The sequence below is a fragment of the Tateyamaria sp. genome (assembly GCF_039945315.1).
Classification (GTDB): domain Bacteria; phylum Pseudomonadota; class Alphaproteobacteria; order Rhodobacterales; family Rhodobacteraceae; genus Tateyamaria.
The window spans coordinates 184,071-207,564 of record NZ_JBDUXB010000006.1 but is presented as its reverse complement, the minus strand read 5'-3'; the positions used below and the strand labels follow the sequence as shown (position 1 = coordinate 207,564).

The window sequence follows — 23,494 nt, the reverse complement described above, 5'->3', positions numbered from 1 at the left end:
GCCCATGGCACGCATTCCACTTTTACAGCTTTCGGACATCTCCCTGACCTTTGGGGGCGACCCGGTTTTTGACGACTTGTCCTTGGTTGTACAGCCCGGCGACCGTGTCGCGCTTGTGGGGCGCAACGGGTCGGGTAAATCGACCTTGATGAAAGTGATGGCCGGCATTGTTGAAGCGGATCGCGGAGAGATCGTTGCAGGCCCCGGCGTGTCCGTCGGCTACATGGAACAGGATCCCGACATGGCAGGTTTTGCCACGTTGGGTGATTTTGCCATGCACGGGCTGGACCCGTCGGACCTTTATAAGGTCGAGCGGGCGGGTGAGGGATTGAAGTTTGATCCCGCGCGCCTTGTGTCCACAGCGTCCGGAGGTGAGCGTCGCCGTGCTGCTCTGGCCCGTCTGATGGCCGAATCCCCTGATCTGATGCTGCTAGACGAGCCGACAAACCACCTCGATATCGAGGCCATTGGCTGGCTCGAATCCGAGTTGAAGGCGACCCGCGCAGGGTTTGTTCTGATCAGCCACGACCGCGCCTTTCTGCGTGCGCTGGCCCGCGCCACCCTGTGGATCGATCGCGGTATGGTACGCCGTCAGGAAAAGGGGTTTGAGGCGTTCGAAGCCTGGCGTGACACCACGTGGGAAGAAGAAGATACGCAGCGACACAAACTTAACCGCAAGATCAAGGCCGAGGCCCGCTGGGCGGTGGAAGGAATCAGCGCACGGCGCAAGCGCAATCAGGGCCGGGTACGTGCACTTCAGGAATTGCGCGCCGAACGGTCCTCGCAGATCAAACGGCAGGGCACGGCTGCTATGGCGTTTGAGGCTGGGCCCAAGTCCGGGCGCAAAGTGATCGAGGTGAAGGACGTCACCAAATCGTTTGGCGACAAGGTTATTGTCGAGCCGTTTTCGCTGACGATCCAGCGCGGCGACCGCATTGCCTTTGTTGGCCCGAACGGGGTGGGCAAGACCACACTGCTCAACATTTTGATCGGGCGCGAGGCGCCGGACAGCGGCACTGTGACCCTTGGCACCAACCTCGAGATTGCGCTGTTTGACCAGACCCGCGCTCAGCTGGATCCGGACATGAGCCTGTGGGACAGCCTAACGGGCGATCCGGAGATGCGCGTGAGCGGCAAGGCTGATCAGGTCATGGTGCGCGGTGCGCCAAAACACGTTGTGGGCTATCTCAAGGAGTTCCTCTTTGATGAGGCGCAGGCGCGTGCCCCCATCCGTTCGCTTTCGGGTGGTGAAAAGGCACGGCTTTTGTTGGCCAAGCTGATGGCACGCCCGAGCAATCTGCTGGTGCTTGATGAACCAACCAACGACCTGGATGTCGAAACGCTCGACCTGTTGCAGGACCTGATCGATCAATATGATGGCACTGTCATGCTCGTCAGCCACGACCGTGATTTTCTGGACCGCGTGACCGTGACCACCATTGCGATGGAGGGGGATGGCAAGGCCACGGCCTATGCTGGCGGGTGGAGCGACTATCAGTCTCAACGCCGCCCCACTGCCACGCGGGAAGTCGTCGCAAAATCAAAGTCTAACGCGGCGAAGGTAAAGCAAGGCGAGAACTCCAAAGCGGGCCTCAGCTTTACCGAAAAGCACCGTCTTGAGGCCTTGCCTGCAGAGATGGAGCGGCTGGAGGCTGAGATCGTCAAGCTTCAGGAGTTGATGAGCGATCCGGACCTGTTCACCGAAAATCCGGTGAAGTTTCAAAAGGCCACGGATGCGCTGATCGAACGACAGGCCCGGCTGGATGAGGCCGAAGAGGAGTGGCTGATGCTTGAAGAAAAGGCGTCCGCCTGATCACAGGGTGAGCGCACGGCCCGGGTTGCCAACGACAGTTGCACCCGCTTCGACGTTCTTTGTCACGATGCTTCCCGCACCGATGATGGCACGATCCCCGATTGTGACTCCCGGCAAGACAATCGCGCCCGCGCCGATCCACACATCAGTCCCAATTGAAACGGGGGCTGCCCGTTCGATCCCGGCACGGCGCTTGATGTGGTCTCGGTGATGATCGGCGCAGAGGATCTGTGTGCCCGTTCCAATCAGGGTTCCATCGCCAATGTGCACACGCGCGCTGTCGAGGATCACACAACCGCTGTTGATAAAAACTGCATCGCCCAGATGGATGTTTATCCCGTATGAGCAGTGAAACGGCGTTTCGATCAGGCAGTTTTCCCCGGTCGCGGCAAAAAGCGCTTTGAGCGGCGCACTCAGAGTGCGTCGCTCGGACGGTGGTAAGTGGTTGTGGGCAAATACCGCCTTAAGCGCTGTGAGCCGCAAGGCTTCAAGCTCAGGATCAAGGCAGGAGTACCACGCACCTGACGCCATATTCGCCTTTGCGCTGGTCATGCCAGTTGGATCGGATCACCGATGCGAATGGTGCCGCCCATGACAATGCGGCAGTTAAGGCCTGAGCGGTGTTCGAGCAGATCACAGATCGTCTTTTTGGCGATCATGTCGATGTAACGGCAAGGATAGTTCAGCCGTCCACCTTCCAACACGACATCGCCCACTCGGAATTGCCGCCCCACAAGGTGATTGAGCGGTACATCACGGGTGGTCAGGTTGCGGCGGTGTTCCCTTGCGTCCAGCACAATGTCATGGTCGCGCGCCAGCGCCTCCAGCGTCTCCACCTCGATCAGGGTCACTTCGCGCACATCTGGTTGGGCAGAGTAGGTGCCTGTATCGATTCCCTTGGCATAACGGTCGCCCGCTATACCGACCCCTTCGATCAATTCGGCCATGTCATGGCCAACCATAGGCGCGCGTGCCTGCGGCGTTGTATGAATGCTCAAGAGTTTTCCCAGCCACATCGCAGCGGTCCTCTATCGCATGCGCAAGGCGCCGTCCAAGCGGATCACCTCGCCATTCAGATATCCCATTTCAACGATGAACCCCGCCAGCCGCGCGTATTCGGACGGATCGCCCAGACGGGCCGGATTGGGAACGTCTGCCGCCAGCGCAGCTTGCACGTCCTCTGGCAGCCCGGCGAGCATTGGTGTCTTGAAGATGCCCGGCGCGATGGTCATCACCCGCACACCGGAACTAGCCAGATCACGCGCCATGGGCAGGGTCATGCTGACTATCCCGCCCTTGGAGGCGGCATAGGCTGCCTGTCCCTTTTGCCCGTCAAAGGCAGCGACAGATGCCGTGTTGATGATCACCCCGCGCGCGCCATCGGGTTCGGGGTCATTCCCGGCCATGGCCGCCGCTGCAAGGCGGGCCACGTTAAAGCTGCCTACCAGATTGATGTCGATGGTTTGCTGAAAGGCGGGCAGGGGGTGCGGGCCGTCCCGGCCCACGGTCTTGATGCCCACAGCTATACCAGCGCAATTTACCGCTGCACTGATCCCGCCCATCTTGTCGATGCCTAGGTCAATTGCGGCTTGTACGGACGCCTCGTCCGTCACGTCAGTTTGCGCGAAGAAGCCGCCGATCTCTTCAGCGACCTGGGCCCCACGTATGGCATCGCGGTCCAGCAGGGTCACCCGCGCGCCTTGCTTGGCAAAGTACCTCGCCGTCGCTTCCCCAAGTCCGGACGCGCCGCCTGTTACAACGGCTTTGGTTGTTTCGAGTTTCATCGCTCATGCTCCCCTAACGCAGTCCTTGCGCCACATAAGCGCAAGGGTGCGAGCGCGGCAAGGCAGAGTACTCAGCCCTTGTGGATCCAGCCCCCGCCGTAGATGCGGCTGGAGTCCCGATCATAGAACACACAGGCCTGCCCCGGCGACACGCCCGCTTCGGCAGCGACCAGTTCTACAGTTGCCTCGGTCTCATTGATGGGGCGAATCACGGCATCTGTGGGCGGCCGGGTCGATCGGACTTTGACCGCCACATGCCATTCATCGCGTGATGCGAACGGTTCATCGCCCAGCCAGTTCACTTCGCGCACTGGAACTGTGCGGGTGGCCAGCATCTCTTTGGGGCCAACGATCACCTGACGGGTATCTGCGTCGAGTTTCACCACATAGAGCGGGTCGGCCAGACCTCCGATACCAAGCCCACGGCGCTGTCCGATTGTATAGTTCACCACACCGTCATGGCGTGCCAGAACGCGCCCCTCCACATCAACGATGTCACCGGGGGCAGCGGCCTCGGGGCGCAGTTTGCGGATCACGGCGGCATAGTCGCCATTGGGCACAAAGCAGATGTCCTGACTGTCGGGCTTGTCCGCGACGGATAGACCATATTTCGCCGCCAGCGCGCGAGTGTCATCCTTAGATGGCAAGTGCCCAAGTGGAAAACGCAGGTAATCGAGCTGCGCAGGCGTGGTCGAGAACAGGAAGTAGCTTTGATCCCGGTTCGAATCCGCCGCGCTATGAAGCTCCGGGCCAGCATTGCCCATCTTGCGCTGGATGTAGTGGCCCGTGGCCATGCAATCGGCTTCAAGATCCTTGGCCGTCTCCAGCAGGTCCTTGAACTTCACCCGCTCGTTGCAACGGATGCAGGGCACAGGCGTCGCGCCCCCCAGATAGCTGTCGGCGAATTCGTCTATGACCGCGTCTTTGAACACGTTCTCATAGTCGAGCACGTAATGGGGAAAGCCCATTTCCTCGGCCACACGGCGCGCATCATGGATATCGATGCCCGCACAGCACGCACCCTTTTTCGCCAAAGCCGCACCATGATCGTAAAGCTGCAAGGTAACCCCGACCACGTCATAACCTTGCGCTTTCAACTCAGCCGCCACAACAGAACTGTCCACGCCGCCAGACATGGCGACGACAACACGTGTGTCTGCAGGGGCTTTGGCAATGCCCAATGAGTTGAGCGGACCTGAATGGTCAAGCATAGCGAAGTCTCCGGGAGGGTTCGTGGCATATATATGAAAATGTTAAATAGTCTCAAGAGGGGGTTTAACCCGCCATTAGGGTCGCAGGCGCATGTTGGCCGAAATGTAATGAAGAGCAGAGCGATGTATTTGAAGAAAGTAGATGGACCCCGCGCAGTGACCTTGCCTGATGGTACGGTGCTGACGCGGGCCGACTTGCCGCCCCCAGCTACTCGCCGTTGGGTTGCATCGCGTAAAGCGGCTGTGGTGCGTGGCGTTTTGTACGGATTGCTGACGCAGACCGACGCGCTAGAGCGTTATTCCCTAAGTGAAGAAGAGTTTTTAGGGTGGGTACAGGCCGTTTCAGACCATGGCGAAGAGGCACTGAAGGCAACCGCCTTGCAAAGGTATAGACAACTTTAGGTTGTTATCGTATAAATCCCACAAGGGTAACGTGTGGTTGACCTTTTCGGTTCACGTTTAGTTCGACACCGACACCCATTGTGGAGACCGATTGAATGCGCGTGCTGCTTGTAGAAGACGACCCGACAACTTCCAAGAGCATCGAATTGATGCTGACCCATGCAAATCTGAACGTCTATGCCACGGATCTGGGGGAAGAGGGCATCGATCTGGCCAAGCTTTATGATTACGATTTGATCCTTCTGGACCTCGACCTGCCGGATATGAACGGGCACGAGGTGCTGCGCCAGTTGCGCCTTGCGCGCGTGGAAACCCCCATTTTGATCCTGTCGGGCTCAGATGATACGGAAAACAAGATCAAGGGGTTCGGCTTTGGTGCTGATGATTACCTGACCAAACCCTTTCATCGAGAGGAACTGGTGGCGCGCATTCACGCCATTATCCGCCGCTCCAAAGGGCATTCACAGTCAGTCATCGATACAGGCAACGTGTCAGTGAACCTCGATGCCAAGACGGTAAGCGTGGATAACAAAGCGGTGCACCTGACGGGCAAAGAATATCAGATGCTCGAACTGCTGTCGTTGCGCAAAGGGACGACACTGACCAAAGAAATGTTCCTCAACCACCTCTACGGCGGCATGGACGAACCTGAATTGAAGATCATCGATGTCTTCATCTGCAAACTGCGCAAAAAGCTGAGCGTGGCGACGGGTGGAGAAAACTACATCGAAACTGTCTGGGGCCGTGGCTATGTGCTGCGCGACCCGGAACCTGTCGAGCAGGGCGATGACACACGGCTGGCCATCGGCGCCTGATCCGACTCAAATGTGTTAACAAGAAACCGGTGCGGCTCAGACTTGCGCCGGTTTCTTGCATGCAGGGGCCCAAGCTCCTTTTCCCAAATATGTCTTCTATGACTGGACCCGGCGCTCACACGCTTTTATCTCTTGGCCAGAACCAAACGGGGACAGATGTGAGCGCCGAGACACCCACCAATGACTTGTCCGAGCAGGAGGCCATAGCCGAACTGGCCCGACTGGCAGAGCTGCTTGACGAGGCAAATCGCGCGTATCACACCCATGATGCGCCAGACATCTCGGATGCCGACTATGACGCGCTCAAACGCCGAAATGCTGAGATCGAGGCGCGTTTTCCTGCACTGAAACGTCAGGACAGTCCCTCCGAGCAAGTTGGCGCCGCACCTGCCGACGGGTTTTCAAAGGTCACTCATGCCGTTGCCATGTTGTCTCTGTCAAATGCGTTCGAGGATGCGGACGTGGGGGAATTCGATGGGCGCGTGCGCAAATACCTTGGGCTGAACGCTGATGCGTCGGTCGCTTATACCGCAGAGCCAAAGATCGACGGGTTGTCCCTGTCCTTGCGCTATGAGAACGGCGCGCTTGTCCAAGCGGCAACGCGTGGGGATGGATCAGTGGGCGAGAACGTCACCGCCAATGCCCGCACCATCGCCGATGTGCCCCAAAAACTTACAGACGCTCCGGACGTACTCGAAGTGCGTGGCGAGGTTTACATGTCTCACTCGGATTTCGAGGCGTTGAATGTTCGCCAGACAGAGGCGGGCCAAAAACCCTTTGCCAACCCGCGCAACGCCGCTGCTGGGTCGCTGCGCCAATTGGACAGCGCAATCACCCGCGCGCGTCCCTTGCGTTTTTTCGCATATGCATGGGGCGCGCTATCGGACCCGCTGTCGGATACTCAACACGGCGCTATCGAACGGCTCGAAGAGTTGGGCTTTCAAACCAACGACCTGACGGCATTGTGCGACGGTCCCGAAGAGATGATCGTGCAGTACCGCAAGATCGAACAGCTGCGCGCGGCGCTCGGCTATGACATCGACGGTGTCGTTTACAAGGTCAACGATCTGGCTTTGCAGGCGCGTCTCGGGTTTCGCTCGACCACGCCGCGCTGGGCGATGGCGCACAAATTCCCGGCCGAACTGGCTTGGACCCGGCTCGAGGCGATTGATATTCAGGTGGGGCGGACCGGGGCGCTGTCTCCTGTTGCGCGTCTGACCCCGGTGACAGTGGGGGGAGTCGTGGTGTCCAACGCCACGTTGCACAATGAAGATTACATCGCCGGACGCGACAACAAGGGCGAAGAAATCCGCGCAGGCAAAGACATCCGTGTGGGCGATTGGGTGCAGGTCTATCGGGCAGGCGACGTGATCCCCAAGGTGGCGGATGTCGATCTGAGCAAGCGGCCTGACGACGCGATGCCGTTCCGAATGCCCGAACGGTGCCCTGAATGCGACAGCGAGGCCGTGCGCGAGCCCGGTGACGCCATCCGGCGCTGCACCGGTGGCCTCATTTGCCCCGCGCAAGCTGTTGAGAAGCTGAAGCATTTTGTTGCACGTAGCGCCTTTGACATCGAAGGTTTGGGCGCCAAGCAGGTGGAGCAATTCCACACAGATAGATGGATCGCAGAACCTGCCGACATCTTCACGCTGCGCGACCGTTTCGGCAACGGCGTTCAGCAACTCAAGAACCGCGAAGGCTGGGGGGACAAGTCCGCAGCCAATCTTTTCGACGCCATAGACGAAAAACGCAGCATTGACCTCAATCGCGTTATTTTTGCGCTTGGCATCCGCCATGTAGGCGAGGCAGCCGCCAATTTGCTGGCCGCGCATTACGGCACTTGGACGGCTTTCAACACAGCGATGCGCAGCGCGGAAGAGGGCAATGCGGCATGGGACGACCTGCTGAGCATCGACGGAGTGGGCGCCGTGATGGCCCACGCGCTGGCCACGACATTCAACCAGGATGCCGAGATTGCCAGCATCGACCGCCTTGTCGCGCAACTCAGCATCAAGGAAGCCACGCGCCCGAACACCGAAGGCAGCCCAGTCGCGGGCAAAACGGTTGTCTTCACAGGCACGCTCGAAAAGATGACCCGCGCGGAAGCTAAGGCGCGCGCAGAATCGCTTGGCGCCAAGGTCTCGGGCTCTGTCAGCGCCAAAACGGACCTGCTGGTCGCGGGGCCGGGCGCGGGATCCAAGGCGAAGAAGGCTGCGGAACTGGGCATTGAAACGCTGGACGAAGACGGCTGGCTGGACCTGATCGGCACAGCATGAGCCGTCCTGAAATACTTTTCCCGCTCTTTGCCGATCTTGAAACACTGGAAGGGGTGGGGCCGAAAACCGCGCAGCACATGGGCGGGCTCGCTATCACCACCCCGCGTGATCTGCTGTTTACGCTGCCTCATACCGGCATCGACCGCGCCTTGCGGGACAGCATTCAAGGCGCAGTGTTGCCAAGCACTCTGACGGTAAAAATCAAAGTTGGCGCACATACTCCAGCACGTGGCCGGGGCGGGGCCTACCGCATCCATGTTGAGGATGCCGAGACATCGTTTCAACTGGTCTTCTTTCACGGGCGCAGCGATTACCTGAACATAGTGCTGCCCACGGGGGCCGAGCGCGTTGTGTCGGGCCGTGTCGAACTGTTCGATGGCATCGCCAACATGGTCCATCCCGACCACATTCTGCCTGTGGAAGAGGCCGGCGACATCCCCGCTTATGAACCCGTCTATCCACTGACCGGTGGCGTGACCCAAAAGACGATGTTCAAGGCCACGCGCGCCGCGCTGACCCGAATGCCTGCGTTTGATGAATGGATCGACTCCAGCCAGATCGCGTCAGCGAAGTGGCCCGATTTCGCGGATGCGATGACACAGGCTCATGCGCCGAAAGGACAGGCTGACCTTGCCGCGACGAGCCTTGCGCGCACCCGTCTGGCCTATGACGAACTGCTGGCCCACCAGATCACCCTCGCGCTGGCCCGCGCGTCCGAGCGCAAGATGCCGGGGCAGGTCACACAAGGCACAGGTGTATTGCAGGCCAAGGTGCGCGCGGACCTTCCTTATGCCGCCACAGGGGCGCAGGACCGCGCGATCGCACAGATCGCCGCCGACATGGCCGGGCCCACCCGCATGAACCGTCTGCTGCAGGGCGATGTGGGCGCAGGTAAGACGCTGGTGGCCTTCATGGCGCTGCTCATCGCTGTCGAGGCGGGCGGGCAGGGCGTCATGATGGCCCCTACAGAAATCCTTGCGCGCCAGCATCTTGAGGGTTTGCAGCCACTGGCGGAGAGTGCCGGCGTGGTGCTGGAAATTTTGACAGGGCGCGACAAGGGCAGTGAACGGCGCGCCAAGCTGGCCGCGCTTGTCCGTGGTGACATCCAGATTCTGGTTGGCACCCACGCCGTGTTTCAGGACGACGTGGTGTTCAAAGATCTGCGCATCGGAATCGTCGATGAACAACACCGCTTTGGTGTCCGCCAGCGGCTCGCCTTGGGGAAAAAGGGGGCTGGCTCGGACGTGCTGGTGATGACGGCCACGCCTATCCCGCGCAGCCTTGCATTGGCGCAATATGGCGACATGGACGTCTCGATACTTGATGAAAAACCCCCGGGGCGCAAACCGATCAAGACCGCACTGGTCAGCACAGACCGGATGGATGAGGTGATCACGCGCCTGCGTGCAGTGATGGACGAGGGGCGGCAATGCTACTGGGTCTGTCCGCTGGTCGAGGAAAGCGAGGCAGTGGACCTCACCGCCGCCGAGGAGCGATTCAAACGTCTGCGCGCGGCGCTGGGCGAGGGGCGTGTCGGGCTGGTCCACGGGCAGATGCCACCCGCAGAAAAAGACGCCGCCATGGCGAAGTTTCAGGCGGGGGAAACAGGCGTGCTGGTGGCAACAACCGTGATCGAAGTCGGCGTGAACATTCCCAACGCAACCATAATGGTGATCGAGCGGGCGGAAACATTTGGACTCGCGCAACTCCATCAGTTGCGCGGTCGCGTGGGGCGGGGCGAGGCCGCCTCGACCTGTTTGTTGATGTATCAGGCGCCGCTGTCAGAGACCGGGCAAAAGCGGCTTGAGGTGCTGCGCGCCACCGAGGATGGCTTTCAGATTGCCGAAACCGATTTACAGATGCGCGGGTATGGTGATCTCATCGGCACGGCGCAATCGGGTGTCCCGCGGTTTCGTATCGCTGACCTTGATCGGCAGGCGAACCTCATGGCCATTGCTCAAAGCGATGCGCGCAAGGCCTTGGCAGACGATCCTGAACTTTCCAGCCCGCGCGGCGCAGCAATCCGTGTTCTTCTTTGGTTGATGAGACAGGACGAGGCGATCCGTTTGATATCAGTCGGTTAAGCCGTTTTGTGCCAAAAAGTTCGCAAATGTTCTCAAAAAGTTCTTTACGGAGTGTTAAATTTATGAGAACAAAGGGGCAACTTCAAGGAAGGATGCTGATATGACCACACTCCGCACACTCAAAGATGTCGCAACCCGCGCCGAAGCCACTTTGCTTCAGGATGTGGTTGGTGCAGCAGCGTTGACTGTGATGCTTGTGGTCGCTTTGCACTTGCCGTCTTTGATCTGAATTTCTGCCTGCGTACTTGCCTGTGATCCACCTTCGCGCCCGTCCCAATTGGCGTCCTCACCAAGCGGCTCTGCCTGCCGCAGGGTGACCCTGTTCCCGCAGGGGTCCCGGATCCGTCCCCCGCAAGACACGCTTCACTTGCGCCGCCATCCTTCCCGGATGAGCGGCGTTTTTTTTGGTCATGTCAGAAGGGGTCAGGCGCAGTTGGCCTGTAATGCCTGTTCCATTGCCTCAGCCGTGGCCTCGATGGCGAGCAGGATTGACGCGTGCCGGTTTTTGAAATCCTTCGCGGGTGCAAGCACTTCGAATCCGTCAAAGGGGGCTGCGGGTACGTCGCCGCCGGATTTCAGCATTGCGCGCAGACCATCACGGGCGTCCTCAATCTCGGGCAGGCTGCGTCCTATCACGGCATGACCAGTGACGGCCGCCGCGGCCTGACCCAGAGCGCAGGCCTTCACATCCTGGGCAAAATCTGTGATTCGACCGTCTTCGACGCAAACATCCACTGTCACAGCCGATCCGCACAACGGAGAGCGTTTTTTGACCGTCGCATGTGCGTCCGTCAGACGTTTGGTGTGCGGGATGTCCGCCGCCAGCGCCAGAATGCGGGTCGAATAGAGTTTGATCAGGTCGGTATCGGCGGGCATGTCCCCTCCGGCTCTGGTGTCGGTTACTTATCCGTCCTACATAAGCCCGCCCAAGCCAGATGCAAAAAGGTTTTGTTATGACCACACCCTTTGACCCCGCAAGCTTGCTTTATAATGCGCAAGGGCTGGTGCCCGCTATCGCGCAGGATGCGACGAGCGGAGAGGTTTTGATGATGGCGTGGATGAATGCCGAGGCTGTGGCACGCACGCTGGACACGGGGCGAGTCACGTATTGGTCCCGCTCGCGCCAGGCGTTCTGGATCAAGGGCGAGACGTCAGGGCACGTTCAGGAACTCGTGTCGCTGCGTGTGGATTGCGATCGCGATTGTTTGCTGATGCAAGTGAACCAGACTGGCGCTGCCTGCCACACCGGGCGGCGCACTTGTTTTTATACCGAAGTCGTCGACGGGTCCGAAGTGGAGTTGATGGCACCGCTGTAGGGCGGCAGGCCGACCATCGCGCGAATGTCGTCCGGAGTCGCGCCTTCTGCGCGGTATTTGGAGATTGCGCGTCCATCGTCGCGTTTGGCAAGCCGCTTGCCCGCTTCGTCCCGGATCAGACGGTGGTGATGATAGGCCGGGGTCGGCACATCCAGAAGTTTTTGAAGCAGTACGTGAATCATCGTGGCCTCTGCCAAATCCGCTCCGCGCACCACATCAGTGATGCTCTGAGCAGCGTCATCGACGACCACAGACAGGTGGTAAGATGTGCCCATGTCGCGACGTGCAAGAACAATGTCACCCACCGTGGTGACGAGGTCACCGCTTGCGATTTGCCCTGCGTTCACTCCGGTCTCTTCATAGCTGAGCGGCGCTGCGAGGTGACGCATTGCTGCCACCATATCCAGCCGCAGGGCCTTGTCTGTCGGCCTCGGGCCAGTACGGGGATGACGGGTGCGGCAGGTGCCGGGATAGATGAGCCCATCCGGGCCATGGCGCTGTACGCCTTCTTGCGGAGCGCTCAGGGCTGCTTCGATGTCGCGACGGGTACAGTCGCATACATACAACAGGCCTCGTTCCCATAATATATCAAGCGCTTGTGCATAAAAGTTCATGCGGTCCGATTGCCGCAACACCGGTTCAGTCCAGCTCACCCCAAGCCATGCAAGGTCGTCATAAATCTGGCTTTCCCAGTGATCACGTGCGCGGGTCTGATCGATGTCCTCGATCCGTAGCAAGACAGTGCCGTTTTGAGCCTGGGCCATGTCATAGGCAAGCAGTGCCGAATAGGCGTGGCCCAGATGCAGTGGGCCCGTCGGGGATGGCGCAAATCGGGTTTTGAATATCACGCTTTTTCAAGTACGTAGACGTTGGACTTCAAGCCGATACCGGGCAGATGGGGGCCATGTTCTTTGAACAGTAACCGCGCTGCACCACAATCGGTCCACTCGGCGACACCAGCCTCGTTTGCGGGTTCTTCGAGAGCATGATCGTTGAACGAAAACACCAGTTTACCGTCGCGCGGTAGGGCGCGCATAAGGATGTGCAGCACCTCAATGGGGGCCGCACCCGCGCCGATCACCCCGATTGCGGCGCACAGCGCGTAATCCTTGCGGGGCAGGTCCGCGCCCGCTTCGATCTGGTCGAGGTGGCGATATACCCTTTTGCTGCGCGCGCCTTCCAGCATCTCTGCTGACAGGTCGACGCCGTCTATGGTTTCGAACCCGGCGAGTTTCAGGGCAAGGCCGGACAAACCCGTGCCACAGCCAAAGTCCAGCACCGGCGCGCTCGTGTCGCCTGCATAGTGCTTGAGCGCATCCGCGCAGCGCCCGGGCGTGGCATAGCCGTGTTCGCTCACTTCCGCTTCGTAACTCGCGGCCCAGTCGTCATAAAGCACGCGCGTCGAAGCTGCGTCGCGGGCGGTGTAAGCTTTGTCGAGGAATTTGGTCATGGGCGTAGGTTAGCCGCGTCAAATGCGCGGCGTCCAGTGGCTTGATTAGGTCAGGGCAACGGGCAACACCCGCAGCATGTCCAGTCAGAACCAGATCAGGCTGCTTGTGACTGAGGAGCCAACCAGTTTTGCCAGTCTGCCTTGGCGCGATCTGTGTAGGCTTTGTAGCGGTCTTTACGTCCGCGCCGCCCGCCTTTGAGGCCCTCGACAGGCGGGAACAGACCGAAATTGACGTTCATTGGCTGGAACGTCTTGGCCTCAGCACCGCCGGTGATGTGTGTGATCAAGGCGCCCATGGCTGTCGTGTTGGGTGGGATGTCCAGTGCGCCGCCCAGAATCTCCGTGGCTGCCATCCGACCAGCAAGCAGGCCCATGGCGGCGGATTCAACATAGCCTTCGACCCCGGTGATCTGCCCGGCAAAGCGGATATTGGGCCGTGACTTCAGGCGCATGTCCGCGCCCAGCAGGGTTGGACTGTTCAGGAATGTGTTGCGGTGAATGCCGCCCAATCGTGCAAAGCTGGCATTCTCAAGTCCGGGAATGCGTTTGAAAACATCGGTTTGTGCGCCGTATTTCATTTTGGTCTGAAAGCCGACAATGTTGTAAAGCGTGCCCAGCTTGTTGTCTCGGCGCAGCTGCACAACGGCGTAAGGCTTTTTGTCGCTGTGGGGGTTGGTCAACCCGACCGGCTTCATCGGACCAAACCGCAACGTCTCGCGCCCGCGTTCGGCCATCACTTCGATCGGCAGACAACCGTCGAAATAGCCCGCTGTTTCGCCCTCTTTGAACTCGGTCTTGTCGGCTGACAGCAGTGCGTCGATGAAGGCCTCGTATTGGTCGCGGTCCATGGGGCAGTTGAGGTAGGCGGTGCGCTCTTCCTCGGTCTCTCCCTTGTCATAACGGGACTGCATCCATGCCTTGGACATATCGATGCTGTCGAAATAGACGATGGGTGCGATAGCGTCGAAAAAGGCGAGGGCTTCGCCGCCAGTTTCCTGCGCGATGGCCTGACCCAATGCTGTGGAGGTCAACGGACCGGTTGCGAAAATCCAGTTCCCGGTGGCGGGCAGTTCCGTGATTTCACCGTATTCGACCGAAATATTGGGATGGGCCGTCAGTGCATCTGTCACCGACTGGGCAAAAGAATCACGGTCAACGGCCAGTGCGCCGCCCGCTGGCAAGCGATGCTGGTCTGCCGTGGCCATGATCAAACCATTGGCAGCCCGCATTTCCCAGTGGAGCAGGCCCACAGCATTCTGTTCACTGTCGTCAGAGCGGAACGAATTCGAGCAGACCATTTCGCCCAAACGACCGGTCTGATGGGCAAAAGTGCCAACATCGGGTCGCATTTCGTGGATGACCACGGGCACGTCCATATTGGCCGCTTGCCAGGCCGCTTCGGATCCGGCCATGCCGCCGCCAACGATATGCAATTGTTCTTTCATGGGGCGGATGTAGGGCACCGCGCGCCGTTGCGCAACTTTGATCAGGGTGGGGGGGATTTTTGGGGTCGCCGCTGCGGGGATGGTCGGTCAGTGAGAGGCTGACCTGGAGGGACCTTCCGCCAGTCGGCGACCCAAAATCGTATCCGGTTGTTAACCGTGTCCAATTTGTGCCTCATTTGCGCCCAGATTAATAGAGCTTATTCGGAAACAATCAGGTGCCAATACGGAGACAACCATAGGTTACCCTTATTTATATGGCTGAAACCCTATTGTGACCACTCTGGCGGGCGTTTGTTGATAAAGGCATCAATGCCTTCTTTGGTGTCTGGGTGCACCATATTCTCGACCATGACCTGCCCGGTATAGGTGTAAGCGTCGGCGACGGGCATCTGGATTTGGGCGTAAAAAGCTTCTTTTCCAATGCGCACGGCTGATCCGAGTTTCGATGCCAGCTGCTCGGCGAGGGCTGATGCCTCGTCTGCCAGATCCTCGGGCGCAACGGCGCGATTGATCAGGCCCAGCGTTTGGGCGCGCTCGGCCTCGATAAAATCACCTGTGGTCAGCATCTCGAACGCTTGCTTGCGTGGGATGTTGCGGGACAAGGCGACCATAGGGGTCGAACAGAACAACCCGATGTTCACCCCGTTCACGCCAAATCGGGTGCCATGTGCGGCCACGGCCAGATCGCAGGTGGCGACCAACTGGCACCCAGCGGCTGTGGCGATTCCGTGTACCTGAGCAATCACTGGCTGGGGCAGGGACTGGATGCGCGCCATCATGGCCGCACAGCGATCAAACAGGTCTTTGAAATAGGCAGCACCGCCATCCGCGTTCTGACGCCCCGCGGTCATCTGTTTCAGATCGTGACCCGCGCAAAACGCTTTGCCTGCTCCGGACAATATGACGGCGCGCACACTGCGGTCGTCTGCCACGTCATCCAGAGCGCCATGCAGCGCTGCGATCATCTCATCACTCAGCGCGTTTAACCGCTCAGGCGCGTTCATCCGCAGATGCATTACAGCACCCGTGACCTCACGTTCCAGAATTGCCATCTTGCTCTCCCTCGTCTTTGCAGCGAACCCTAGGGCAATTGTGCGAGGAGGAAAAGTATGGCCCCACTGATGGACGCCGCCGAAATGAACGCCTTTCTGGGCCGCGTGTTTCTGGAGGTGGCGGGCGAATTCCATGTGGAAGAGGTCAGTGGCGACACTGTCACCTTGCGGCTGTTTGTGCAGGATCGCCATTTGCGCCCCGGTGGTACGGTATCTGGCCCAGCCATGTTCTCCCTTGCCGATGTGACAGCCTACATGGTGACGCTGGCCCATATTGGGCCGCGCGCGCTGGCGGTGACCACGAACTGTTCCATTGATTTCATGCGCAAGCCCGCCGCCGGGGTCGATCTGATTGCCAGGGGGCGGCTGTTGAAACTGGGCAAGCAACTGTCCGTGTCGGACGTGCTGATCTATTCCGAAGGCATGGACAAACCTGTGGCGCGGGCCAGCCTGACCTATGCCATTCCGCCCCAAGGCGTTGATTTGCCCGGTTAGATCAACCCCGCGGCACCCCAGGCCAGCCCCAACCCAACGGCCAAAGTTGTCAGCGCCGCCGCATACCCCGCCAGCTTCAAAGCTGAATACGGACGCTCTCCGTATGCGCGCCCTTCGATCCCGCAGACAACGACCTTTTTTGCGGTGCCGTTGTATTCGTAGTGCAGGATCCACACCGGCAGCAGAATACGCCGGTAATGAATGCCACTGGTGTCGGTGTGATAGCGGATGTTGTGCACGCCGGACTTGTTCACATGCCCCTTGATCCGGTTGCGGATCAGCAGCGCCTTTTCATTGCCCTTGCGCTCCAACCCCTCGCTCAGCGTCTGGTGATGCTGTTCGGCGGCAAAGCCTGACAGATAGCCAGCGCGATACGGGCGCAGCCGCTCGGGGTAAAAGTCGTGCAGGATGCCGTCACGGATCAGCGGTGTCACATGGTGCGAAGCGGGCACGAGCATATCGTCAACCCGCATACGCAACACGCCCGAGGTCTGGCGCGTCTCAGTGCGCTTGTTGCGCCGCACGCGGTAGCTGGCCCAATACTGGATCAACTCGTCGCTATCAAAGGTCCAGAACGGGACGTAGAGGCCAGCCACACGGGCTTTGGCCACCACGCCGGCCAGATCACTGGGTGCAGCAATGCGTTTGCGCACCCAAGCCTGTGCGAGGGTCTGGGCATCCTGTTCGGGAACGCGGAAAGGGATCAACGCCATGGGCTCGTATCCGCGGTCATTTGTTTCAACTACAACTGGCCCGTCGCAATAAGAGCACCGGGTGCTCAGCGATTGGGCCACAAAGGTAACAGACCCGCCGCAGGTCTCACACCGGTGAACGATGCTGTCAAAGTCGACCTGCGCCTCAGGGGCGGATGCCAGCGGGTCAAATGGGAATTCTTCAGCCGCTGCATCGTCGTCAGCAGTTTCCAGCGAGGTGACGTTTCCACAGCTGGCGCATTTTAAGGCTTGCACTGCAGGGTCGTACACACACTGACCCGCGCAGGTGGCGCATTGCAGTTCGGACTGGATGACAGGCGCCGCCATCAGTCCTCTCCCATGATCGCAATGGCAATCTCAAGCAACACACGCAGGCGCAGCCAGGACCGGCCAATCGCGCCTTCCAAATCGCCCGTCGCGCCCCAATCGCCAATGATCGTGGCCAGAAACCATGTGGTCATCAGCCAGAAGGCGATGATGGACCAGCCACCAATGCTGCGCAGCCAGCCGGTGGAGCCCTGCTTCAACTCATGCTTCGCCTCATAAACCGCGATTAGCTTTCTCACCGCCGGAACGCCTGCAAGCGTACCAAACGCGATCAACGCAAGGGCGGCGAGGGCAGGGGCGGCAAGGGACAAAAACATAAAAGATCAAAGCCGAAGGACAGGTGTGCCACCCTCTTGTTGGACGTGAGACCCCATTGCAAGAGTGTAAACGGCGAAATTGATGGGGTATAATAATACCTTATTTGTAAGATATTGTTTTTGCATATTTAAAACTGACATATGTCCGTTGACGCGCAATTCTGCCGCGCCTATACCCGCCCAATCCGAAATTCGAGCCCCCCAAGGGATGCGACACATGAAAACCTATACCGCAACACCTGCGGACATCGACAAGAAATGGATCCTCATCGACGCCGAAGGCGTGGTGTTGGGCCGTCTTGCTTCGATCGTCGCCATGCGCCTGCGTGGCAAGCACAAGGCGTCTTACACGCCGCACATGGATTGTGGTGACAATGTCATCATCATCAACGCCGAGAAGATCCAGATGACGGGCAACAAGCGTCAGGAGAACTTCTACTGGCACACCGGTCACCCCGGCGGGATCAAAAGCCGCACCAAGGAGCAAATCCTTGAAGGCGCGCACCCCGAGCGCGTTGTGACCCAAGCGGTCAAGCGCATGCTGCCCGGCAACCGTCTGAGCCGTGAGATCATGACCAACCTGCGCGTCTATGCAGGCGGCGATCACCCCCACGAGGCGCAAAGCCCCGAAGTTCTGGATGTTGCATCCATGAACAAGAAAAACACGCGGAGCGCATGAGCATGGCCGACGAAATCAACACACTCGAAGACCTGCAAGCCGTGGCCGGCGATGCCGCCCCGGTTGAAGCTGAAGTGATCCACCGCGAACCTGTGCGTGACGCACTGGGCCGCTCCTATGCCACTGGTAAGCGTAAAGATGCGGTCGCCCGCGTCTGGATCAAGCCAGGCTCCGGCAAGGTCACGGTGAACGGCAAAGAGATGAACGACTATTTTGCGCGCCCCGTGCTGCAAATGATCCTTGCCCAGCCGTTTTCCGTCGCTGGCGTCGAAGGCCAGTTCGACGTTGTCGCAACGGTCAAAGGCGGCGGCCTCTCTGGTCAGGCCGGTGCGGTCAAGCACGGCGTGTCCAAGGCTCTGCAACTCTACGATCCGTCCTTGCGCGGCGCACTGAAGGCGGCAGGCTTCCTGACCCGCGACAGCCGCGTTGTTGAGCGTAAGAAATACGGTAAGGCCAAGGCGCGTAAGAGCTTCCAGTTCTCCAAGCGTTAAGCTTTCTATTACAGCAAAGAAAAAAGGCCGCTACGATCGGGGGCGGCCTTTTTTGTTTTTGACGTTGGTTCTTACAGCCAAGGTACACGCAACCATGACCCGCCCAGGGCGCGCAGCTGTGCACCGGTGCCGATTTTGAACCGCGCCAACCCCGGCGCGTTCACCGTATCCACTTGGCCAAGATCAAGGCGGGCCAAGCCTCGCCTTTCCAGATGATCGCATGCTCGCACCAACAGAGCGTGATGCGCGCCACTTCTGCGCCCGGCTACTCCAGACCACCCCAGGTGATAAGTGGCCACGTGCCCATGTACTAAAAACAACATCGCCGCGACGGGATCTCGTTTGTCGGATGCGACGAACACCAGCACGTGGTCGGGACTGGCCTTGGCATAGGCCTGCAACACAGTATGCGGCAGGCTGCGAAATCCCTTGGAACGCTGTTGCGCCAGATCCGCGGAGAGTAACCAGCCGTGACAGAGCGGATCAAATCGGTCATGTTTGACCCGTAAACGTGCCTTTTCTGCCCGGCTCAAGGTTGCGCGCCATTTGGGTTTCATCGCGGCCAGACGTGCGGATGAGGTGCCCGACAAGGACAATTCGGCGACCCAGTTTGGCGTATGTATCAGGCGGTACCCGGCAGACCTGAGTGCGGCCAGATCGTACCCAATGCTGTTGATCACGTTCAGGCCGGAGCAGCGCAGGATGTTGGCATCATTTGGTCCATACTCAGCCCACCAGATTGGCCCGCGAGAGGCTAGCGTCAGACCAAAGCGTGATATCGCCTGCACTGGTGCTGCACTGGGCAGGTGAACCTCAAGCACGGCGCAACCGGTCTGGCGTAACGCCGCGCTGTATTGTGGGTGTTGTTGTAAGGGCAGGCAGAGATCCGGTTCCATCGCCACTGTTAAGTCATCCGAAACCTAATGTGGCGTTAACTGTGATCATGGCGGCAAGGAAAACTTCGCAAAAGACTGTGGCAGGTTGCTATGCTCCGCCTTCCAAACCAACTGTGTTTGGCGCAGCTGTCGTAGCCAGCCTCGTCACGTTGCCCATCGCGGTCGTGGTGCTGTGTATCGAGGTGTTTGGGCCTTGATCACCGGAACTGATGGGCGAGACCTTTGCGCTGGCCTGTCATGATTAACTCTTCTTTTACAATCGCCACCGTCCGTTGCGTTAACGACTGCCATTTGCGTAAATCGTATGCCACGCGGTGCACAGGGTGAGCACACATGGTGCACGGGGTGTGACTAGACGATTGTTCCTGTTTTTATGAGGTCAACATCCGCTAGGCATTTGTGCTGGCTGAGACATCAAAAAGCCGTTGAGTGCATGCTACTCGTCCGGCTTGATCAACCCCAAACCGCGCAGATAAACGCCGATGCCGGACTCCAGCAAATCCTCAGGCGGAAAGGGCGAAGCGCGCCCGGGCGAGTTGCGCGCGAACAGTTCGACCACCCCGTGGCTCATCGCCCAGATATGGGCGGAAAACATGGATGCAGGTGGGCGCTTATCCTCTGGAATATGCTCACTTAAATCGCCCGCAGCCTTTTCAAGAACATCATTGGCCCGGTTGGCCACATCGGCCAGTTCCGGGGTGCGGTTTACAGAAATGCCGCTTTCAAACATCGCGATGTAATGGCCGGGAAAGCGGCGGGCAAAGGCCAGATAGGCCCGACCCGTCGCCTCGAATGCAGCCAGGGCCGAAGGTTGCCCGGATTGATAGGCGTGCTCCATCAGATCAGCAAAGATGCCATAGCCCTGCCGCGCACATTCCGCGATCAAATCCTCGCGCCCTTCATAGTGTCGATAGACGGCAGCCGGGGTTACGCCTGCCTGCTTGGCCGCTTCTGACAGGGTGAAACCTGTTGGGCCCTTTTCCTCGATCAATTGCAAGGCCGCATCGATCAAAGCTTGTCGAAGATTTCCGTGGTGATAACCGCGTTTAGGCATCCCAGATATCCGGTCCGCCACAGATGTCTTTTTCTATTTTACCAATGGCTTGCACGTCTTTGTTTGTGTAATCCAACCCGTGCAAAAGCGTGCGGATTGCGTTCAGGCGTGCGCGCTTCTTGTCGTCCGATCTCACTATGGTCCAGGGCGCGATATTTGAGTGTGATAGCTGCAACGTTTCGCGGATCGCGTCGGTGTAGTTATCCCATTTGTTGAGGCCCTCGACATCGATCCAGCTGAGTTTCCACTGTTTGAGCGGGTTACGTTCGCGCGCCATGATCCGGCGCAACTGCTCGGCCCGGCATACGTTCAGCCAGAACTTGAAGACGTGGATTCCATCGTCAATCATCATCTCTTCGAAGGGGTTCACTTGCGCGAAAAAGTGCTTTCGTTGCGCGGGCGTGCAAAACTCAAACACATGTTCGACCACGCCGCGATTGTACCAGCTGCGGTCGAACATCACCAATTCACCGGCAGAGGGTAAGTGCTTGGTATAGCGTTGAAAATACCACTCCGTGCTTTCTTTTTCAGTGGGTTTTGACAAGGCGACGACCCGAGCGCTACGTGGGTTCAGGTTCTGGCGAAACCGTTGGATCGTGCCGCCCTTTCCGGCGGCATCGCGCCCCTCAAAAACACAAGCAATCCGCGCGCCGGTTGCTTTGACCCAGCTCTGCATCTTGACCAATTCGATCTGCAAAGCTTCCATTTCCCGTTCGTAATCTTTGCGCTTCATCCGCTCTGCGTGAGGGTAAGTCGGGGTCAGGATATCATCCTTGTCAGCGCCGGCGATCTTGTCGCGCACATCGTCTGGGGCACCGGTTTCGTAGAACTCGGTGATGGCACCGTCAAAGGGAAGGGTCATTTGATATCCCGCTCAAGTTACTGCTCTTAACATGCAATATGGGGGAGGTTAGCGGTTAACGCAAACCGGCCCGTGTAGCGACCCGGTCGATTGCAGCGATTACCTCTTGAGGGTTCGTGTGTTGCGGCATGTGTCCGATGCCGGGCAGGACGGTGACATTTGCCCCTTTGATCTGCCCGGGAACCTTGGCAGAATGGACCGCCAGCGGCACGATGGTGTCCGCATCCCCGTGCACGATTTCCACGGGAACTTTGATTTCACTGTATTGCGCGGACATTTCAACGACATAGGGGCGCAGCCAATTCACCTGACGGGCATTGGCCCGCATCGAATGGCGTCTTAACGACAGGGCCGCTCCGACATGCTCCAGATAGCCATCTGGCGCGTCTTGGGGTTCGAATATGCTGGCGAGCGTGGTTTCGACGTAGGTTTTTGGCACGAAAGCTGACAGCAAAGGCACCGCCAACCCGCCGCCCCAAGCCGAGCCATTTATGCGGTAGGTCCAGCCCAGATCACCCGGCCAAGGGTTGGCCACGCCAGCGACCGACACAAGCCCGGCCAGATCGTCAAATTCCAGCGCCCATGCGTATCCTATGATCCCACCGAACGAGTGCCCCAACACAATCGGGTTTGTGACCCCCAGCTGATCCGTGGCGGCCCTTAATAACCTTGCCTGATCCCGTGGGCTGGCATGAGCGGTGGAAAAGGCGCGCTTGTGGGTCGGGTCCAACTGTTCGGTCCATCCCATTCCGGGTCTGTCCAGCATCGTGACGCGGTATCGGTCCTTTAGCATATCGGCAAAAGCAAAGGAAAAATCGCGCGTGTTGCCTGAGGCCCCGTGCAGTAGCACGACGTCTGGGCCTTGACCCATCTGCACCGCGTGCACCGTCACGCCGTCCACATCGATCAATCGCCCCATATGGGGGTAGTTGGCGGCAGCATCCCTGTCGCGTTTGATCGAAAAGAACTGCACAATCACAACCGAGACCACAATCACGGCAAGCAGAAACACCAGTGCTGTTTTCATCGCCTATCCCCGTAGGTCGGTACGATCTTGTCCGATCCGCTCCATCTCATATGGGGTGGTCAGATAGACTTCTGACAACCAGTTTCCATAGAGCAGGTGGGCGTGGCTGCGCCAGCGGTTAAGGGGGCGCTGATTGGCGTCATTGTTTGGGAAATACCCGACCGGCATGGCGATCTTGGCGCCCTGCACCTGAACGGACGCCAGATCGCGGTCGTATTCCTGTTTCAGCGTGTCACTGTCGTATTCAAAGTGGTTCAGGATGTAGAGCGCACGGTGCTGAGGGTCTTCGATCAAGCAGGGGCCGGTGACGTCCGACCCCAGCAAAATTGGCAGACCTGCTGCCTCTACTTCATCGCGGCGCACTTCAGTCCAGCGGCTTACGGGGATGACGCAATCATCTGAAAAGCCACGCAAATAGGGCGAGGCGGGTGCAAGGTTTGCGTGCCGATACGTGCCGAACAGCTTCTCCGTCAGCAGGTGTTTGGGTACATCGTGAAAATGGTGCAGCATCGCCATCCCGCCCCAGCATACGCCAAAGGTGGAATGCACATTGGTTTGGGTCCAGTCCATGACCTCGCACAGCTCTGCCCAATAACTCACGTCTTCAAAGTCGAGGTGTTCGATGGGCGCGCCCGTGATGATCAAGCCGTCAAACTTTTGATCTTTGATCTCTGCAAACGGGCGATAGAAGCTGTCCATATGATCGGCCGAGGTGTTCTTGGCCTCATGATCGGTCATCCGGACAAGCGTCAGTTCGATCTGCAATGGTGTGGCCCCAATGAGGCGCGCAAACTGTGTCTCGGTCTGAATTTTCTTGGGCATCAGATTCAGCAGCGCGATTTTGAGCGGGCGAATGTCCTGAGAGGCCGCCAGCTCGTCATCCATCACCATCACGCCCTCGCTGTCGAGGACGGAATAGGCGGGCAGGGTGCGGGGCAGTTTCAGGGGCATGGGTGGTTCCGGGCGAAAGGGCTAGGGGAAGGCA

General features: G+C 59.0%; 26 protein-coding genes. 10 read left to right on the top strand and 16 right to left on the bottom strand.

All coding sequences use genetic code 11. The features are described 5' to 3' along the window. Positions 1–4: 4 nt before the first annotated feature. Positions 5–1,813 (top strand): ABC-F family ATP-binding cassette domain-containing protein, encoded by a 1,809-nt coding sequence (locus ABJD00_RS03045; RefSeq protein WP_413829326.1) that lies wholly within the window; start codon positions 5–7, stop codon positions 1,811–1,813. On the opposite strand, the gene ABJD00_RS03040 is transcribed toward ABJD00_RS03045, so the two are convergent. The 4 genes from ABJD00_RS03040 to mnmA form a co-directional block, all read right to left on the bottom strand. Next, positions 1,814–2,365: a sugar O-acetyltransferase gene (locus ABJD00_RS03040; protein WP_413829325.1), complete on the bottom strand. Its 552-nt coding sequence runs from the start codon at positions 2,363–2,365 to the stop codon at positions 1,814–1,816. Then, entirely contained in the window at positions 2,362–2,811 is a 450-nt protein-coding gene (locus ABJD00_RS03035) for an MOSC domain-containing protein (RefSeq protein ID WP_413829324.1), read from the bottom strand. Before ABJD00_RS03035 ends, ABJD00_RS03040 begins: the two co-directional genes overlap by 4 nt. Before the next feature lie 30 nt (positions 2,812–2,841). Further along, the gene (locus ABJD00_RS03030; RefSeq protein WP_413829323.1) at positions 2,842–3,597 is read right to left on the bottom strand and encodes an SDR family NAD(P)-dependent oxidoreductase; all 756 of its coding nucleotides are present in this window, start codon (positions 3,595–3,597) and stop codon (positions 2,842–2,844) included. Between the two features lie 71 nt (positions 3,598–3,668). Then, the gene (mnmA, locus tag ABJD00_RS03025; protein WP_413829322.1) at positions 3,669–4,808 is read right to left on the bottom strand and encodes a tRNA 2-thiouridine(34) synthase MnmA; all 1,140 of its coding nucleotides are present in this window, start codon (positions 4,806–4,808) and stop codon (positions 3,669–3,671) included. A 123-nt stretch (positions 4,809–4,931) separates the two neighbouring features. On the opposite strand from mnmA, the gene ABJD00_RS03020 reads away from it, so the two are divergent. From ABJD00_RS03020 to ABJD00_RS03000, 5 genes are all read left to right on the top strand, one after another. Continuing rightward, complete coding sequence (locus ABJD00_RS03020; protein ID WP_413829321.1) at positions 4,932–5,210, top strand: DUF1153 domain-containing protein; 279 nt, start codon at positions 4,932–4,934, stop codon at positions 5,208–5,210. A gap of 95 nt (positions 5,211–5,305) precedes the next feature. Continuing rightward, positions 5,306–6,025, top strand: coding sequence for a response regulator transcription factor CtrA (gene ctrA, locus ABJD00_RS03015; protein ID WP_413829320.1), 720 nt, complete (start codon positions 5,306–5,308; stop codon positions 6,023–6,025). 98 nt (positions 6,026–6,123) lie between these two features. Beyond that, positions 6,124–8,301, top strand: coding sequence for an NAD-dependent DNA ligase LigA (gene ligA / locus ABJD00_RS03010; RefSeq protein WP_413829319.1), 2,178 nt, complete (start codon positions 6,124–6,126; stop codon positions 8,299–8,301). After that, entirely contained in the window at positions 8,298–10,385 is a 2,088-nt protein-coding gene (gene recG / locus ABJD00_RS03005; RefSeq protein ID WP_413829318.1) for an ATP-dependent DNA helicase RecG, read from the top strand. Before ligA ends, recG begins: the two co-directional genes overlap by 4 nt. 100 nt (positions 10,386–10,485) lie before the next feature. Beyond that, on the top strand, positions 10,486–10,614 hold the full coding sequence (locus tag ABJD00_RS03000; RefSeq protein WP_413829317.1) for a hypothetical protein: 129 nt from the start codon (positions 10,486–10,488) through the stop codon (positions 10,612–10,614). Positions 10,615–10,808: 194 nt separating this feature from the next. Here the strand turns inward: ABJD00_RS03000 and ABJD00_RS02995 are convergent, their stop codons facing one another. Next, complete coding sequence (locus ABJD00_RS02995; protein ID WP_413829316.1) at positions 10,809–11,261, bottom strand: iron-sulfur cluster assembly scaffold protein; 453 nt, start codon at positions 11,259–11,261, stop codon at positions 10,809–10,811. Between the two features lie 77 nt (positions 11,262–11,338). Here ABJD00_RS02995 and hisI point away from each other — a divergent pair, with 77 nt between their 5' ends. Then, positions 11,339–11,701, top strand: a complete 363-nt coding sequence (gene hisI, locus ABJD00_RS02990) for a phosphoribosyl-AMP cyclohydrolase (RefSeq protein WP_413829315.1) — start codon at positions 11,339–11,341, stop codon at positions 11,699–11,701. Here hisI and gluQRS read toward each other — a convergent pair. The 4 genes from gluQRS to ABJD00_RS02970 form a co-directional block, all read right to left on the bottom strand. Beyond that, positions 11,650–12,549, bottom strand: coding sequence for a tRNA glutamyl-Q(34) synthetase GluQRS (gluQRS, locus tag ABJD00_RS02985; RefSeq protein WP_413829314.1), 900 nt, complete (start codon positions 12,547–12,549; stop codon positions 11,650–11,652). The two genes, hisI and gluQRS, sit on opposite strands and share 52 nt — an antisense overlap. Then, positions 12,546–13,151: a class I SAM-dependent DNA methyltransferase gene (locus tag ABJD00_RS02980; protein ID WP_413829313.1), complete on the bottom strand. Its 606-nt coding sequence runs from the start codon at positions 13,149–13,151 to the stop codon at positions 12,546–12,548. The genes gluQRS and ABJD00_RS02980 overlap by 4 nt, the downstream gene beginning before the upstream one ends. Positions 13,152–13,246: 95 nt before the next feature. Continuing rightward, the gene (gene trmFO, locus ABJD00_RS02975; protein ID WP_413829312.1) at positions 13,247–14,596 is read right to left on the bottom strand and encodes a methylenetetrahydrofolate--tRNA-(uracil(54)-C(5))-methyltransferase (FADH(2)-oxidizing) TrmFO; all 1,350 of its coding nucleotides are present in this window, start codon (positions 14,594–14,596) and stop codon (positions 13,247–13,249) included. Positions 14,597–14,862: 266 nt separating this feature from the next. Further along, positions 14,863–15,687: an enoyl-CoA hydratase gene (locus tag ABJD00_RS02970; protein ID WP_413829643.1), complete on the bottom strand. Its 825-nt coding sequence runs from the start codon at positions 15,685–15,687 to the stop codon at positions 14,863–14,865. 18 nt (positions 15,688–15,705) lie between these two features. On the opposite strand from ABJD00_RS02970, the gene ABJD00_RS02965 reads away from it, so the two are divergent. Further along, positions 15,706–16,143: a PaaI family thioesterase gene (locus tag ABJD00_RS02965; RefSeq protein WP_413829311.1), complete on the top strand. Its 438-nt coding sequence runs from the start codon at positions 15,706–15,708 to the stop codon at positions 16,141–16,143. Here ABJD00_RS02965 and ABJD00_RS02960 read toward each other — a convergent pair. After that, a complete protein-coding gene (locus ABJD00_RS02960; protein WP_413829310.1) occupies positions 16,140–17,183 on the bottom strand; it encodes a hypothetical protein in 1,044 nt (347 codons plus the stop codon). The two genes, ABJD00_RS02965 and ABJD00_RS02960, sit on opposite strands and share 4 nt — an antisense overlap. Continuing rightward, positions 17,183–17,500, bottom strand: a complete 318-nt coding sequence (locus ABJD00_RS02955) for a hypothetical protein (RefSeq protein ID WP_413829309.1) — start codon at positions 17,498–17,500, stop codon at positions 17,183–17,185. Before ABJD00_RS02955 ends, ABJD00_RS02960 begins: the two co-directional genes overlap by 1 nt. Positions 17,501–17,717: 217 nt before the next feature. On the opposite strand from ABJD00_RS02955, the gene rplM reads away from it, so the two are divergent. Next, a complete protein-coding gene (gene rplM, locus ABJD00_RS02950; protein WP_108837732.1) occupies positions 17,718–18,179 on the top strand; it encodes a 50S ribosomal protein L13 in 462 nt (153 codons plus the stop codon). 2 nt (positions 18,180–18,181) lie between these two features. Then, a complete protein-coding gene (rpsI, locus tag ABJD00_RS02945) occupies positions 18,182–18,670 on the top strand; it encodes a 30S ribosomal protein S9 (RefSeq protein WP_108837733.1) in 489 nt (162 codons plus the stop codon). A 71-nt stretch (positions 18,671–18,741) separates the two neighbouring features. On the opposite strand, the gene ABJD00_RS02940 is transcribed toward rpsI, so the two are convergent. The 5 genes from ABJD00_RS02940 to ABJD00_RS02920 form a co-directional block, all read right to left on the bottom strand. Continuing rightward, positions 18,742–19,566 (bottom strand): GNAT family N-acetyltransferase, encoded by an 825-nt coding sequence (locus ABJD00_RS02940; RefSeq protein WP_413829308.1) that lies wholly within the window; start codon positions 19,564–19,566, stop codon positions 18,742–18,744. Between the two features lie 436 nt (positions 19,567–20,002). Then, entirely contained in the window at positions 20,003–20,620 is a 618-nt protein-coding gene (locus tag ABJD00_RS02935; RefSeq protein WP_413829307.1) for a TetR/AcrR family transcriptional regulator, read from the bottom strand. Then, the gene (gene ppk2 / locus ABJD00_RS02930) at positions 20,613–21,482 is read right to left on the bottom strand and encodes a polyphosphate kinase 2 (protein WP_413829306.1); all 870 of its coding nucleotides are present in this window, start codon (positions 21,480–21,482) and stop codon (positions 20,613–20,615) included. The genes ABJD00_RS02935 and ppk2 overlap by 8 nt, the downstream gene beginning before the upstream one ends. 55 nt (positions 21,483–21,537) lie before the next feature. Beyond that, a complete protein-coding gene (locus ABJD00_RS02925; RefSeq protein WP_413829305.1) occupies positions 21,538–22,509 on the bottom strand; it encodes an alpha/beta fold hydrolase in 972 nt (323 codons plus the stop codon). A 3-nt stretch (positions 22,510–22,512) separates the two neighbouring features. Continuing rightward, positions 22,513–23,460 carry a homoserine O-succinyltransferase gene (locus ABJD00_RS02920; RefSeq protein ID WP_413829304.1) on the bottom strand — a complete coding sequence of 316 codons (948 nt, stop codon included), beginning with the start codon at positions 23,458–23,460 and terminating at the stop codon, positions 22,513–22,515. Positions 23,461–23,494 lie beyond the last annotated feature (34 nt).

Excerpts from the sequence above, each read along its gene's own strand:
- ABJD00_RS03045 (WP_413829326.1), top strand. The coding sequence starts at position 5 with ATGGCACGCATTCCACTTTTACAGCTTTCGGACATCTCCCTGACCTTT.
- ABJD00_RS03040 (WP_413829325.1), bottom strand. The coding sequence starts at position 2,365 with ATGACCAGCGCAAAGGCGAATATGGCGTCAGGTGCGTGGTACTCCTGC.
- ABJD00_RS03030 (WP_413829323.1), bottom strand. The coding sequence starts at position 3,597 with ATGAAACTCGAAACAACCAAAGCCGTTGTAACAGGCGGCGCGTCCGGA.
- mnmA (WP_413829322.1), bottom strand. The coding sequence starts at position 4,808 with ATGCTTGACCATTCAGGTCCGCTCAACTCATTGGGCATTGCCAAAGCC.
- ABJD00_RS03020 (WP_413829321.1), top strand. The coding sequence starts at position 4,932 with ATGTATTTGAAGAAAGTAGATGGACCCCGCGCAGTGACCTTGCCTGAT.
- ctrA (WP_413829320.1), top strand. The coding sequence starts at position 5,306 with ATGCGCGTGCTGCTTGTAGAAGACGACCCGACAACTTCCAAGAGCATC.
- ligA (WP_413829319.1), top strand. The coding sequence starts at position 6,124 with ATGACTGGACCCGGCGCTCACACGCTTTTATCTCTTGGCCAGAACCAA.
- recG (WP_413829318.1), top strand. The coding sequence starts at position 8,298 with ATGAGCCGTCCTGAAATACTTTTCCCGCTCTTTGCCGATCTTGAAACA.
- ABJD00_RS03000 (WP_413829317.1), top strand. The coding sequence starts at position 10,486 with ATGACCACACTCCGCACACTCAAAGATGTCGCAACCCGCGCCGAAGCC.
- ABJD00_RS02995 (WP_413829316.1), bottom strand. The coding sequence starts at position 11,261 with ATGCCCGCCGATACCGACCTGATCAAACTCTATTCGACCCGCATTCTG.
- hisI (WP_413829315.1), top strand. The coding sequence starts at position 11,339 with ATGACCACACCCTTTGACCCCGCAAGCTTGCTTTATAATGCGCAAGGG.
- ABJD00_RS02980 (WP_413829313.1), bottom strand. The coding sequence starts at position 13,151 with ATGACCAAATTCCTCGACAAAGCTTACACCGCCCGCGACGCAGCTTCG.
- trmFO (WP_413829312.1), bottom strand. The coding sequence starts at position 14,596 with ATGAAAGAACAATTGCATATCGTTGGCGGCGGCATGGCCGGATCCGAA.
- ABJD00_RS02965 (WP_413829311.1), top strand. The coding sequence starts at position 15,706 with ATGGCCCCACTGATGGACGCCGCCGAAATGAACGCCTTTCTGGGCCGC.
- ABJD00_RS02960 (WP_413829310.1), bottom strand. The coding sequence starts at position 17,183 with ATGGCGGCGCCTGTCATCCAGTCCGAACTGCAATGCGCCACCTGCGCG.
- ABJD00_RS02955 (WP_413829309.1), bottom strand. The coding sequence starts at position 17,500 with ATGTTTTTGTCCCTTGCCGCCCCTGCCCTCGCCGCCCTTGCGTTGATC.
- rplM (WP_108837732.1), top strand. The coding sequence starts at position 17,718 with ATGAAAACCTATACCGCAACACCTGCGGACATCGACAAGAAATGGATC.
- rpsI (WP_108837733.1), top strand. The coding sequence starts at position 18,182 with ATGGCCGACGAAATCAACACACTCGAAGACCTGCAAGCCGTGGCCGGC.
- ABJD00_RS02940 (WP_413829308.1), bottom strand. The coding sequence starts at position 19,566 with ATGGAACCGGATCTCTGCCTGCCCTTACAACAACACCCACAATACAGC.
- ABJD00_RS02935 (WP_413829307.1), bottom strand. The coding sequence starts at position 20,620 with ATGCCTAAACGCGGTTATCACCACGGAAATCTTCGACAAGCTTTGATC.
- ppk2 (WP_413829306.1), bottom strand. The coding sequence starts at position 21,482 with ATGACCCTTCCCTTTGACGGTGCCATCACCGAGTTCTACGAAACCGGT.
- ABJD00_RS02925 (WP_413829305.1), bottom strand. The coding sequence starts at position 22,509 with ATGAAAACAGCACTGGTGTTTCTGCTTGCCGTGATTGTGGTCTCGGTT.
- ABJD00_RS02920 (WP_413829304.1), bottom strand. The coding sequence starts at position 23,460 with ATGCCCCTGAAACTGCCCCGCACCCTGCCCGCCTATTCCGTCCTCGAC.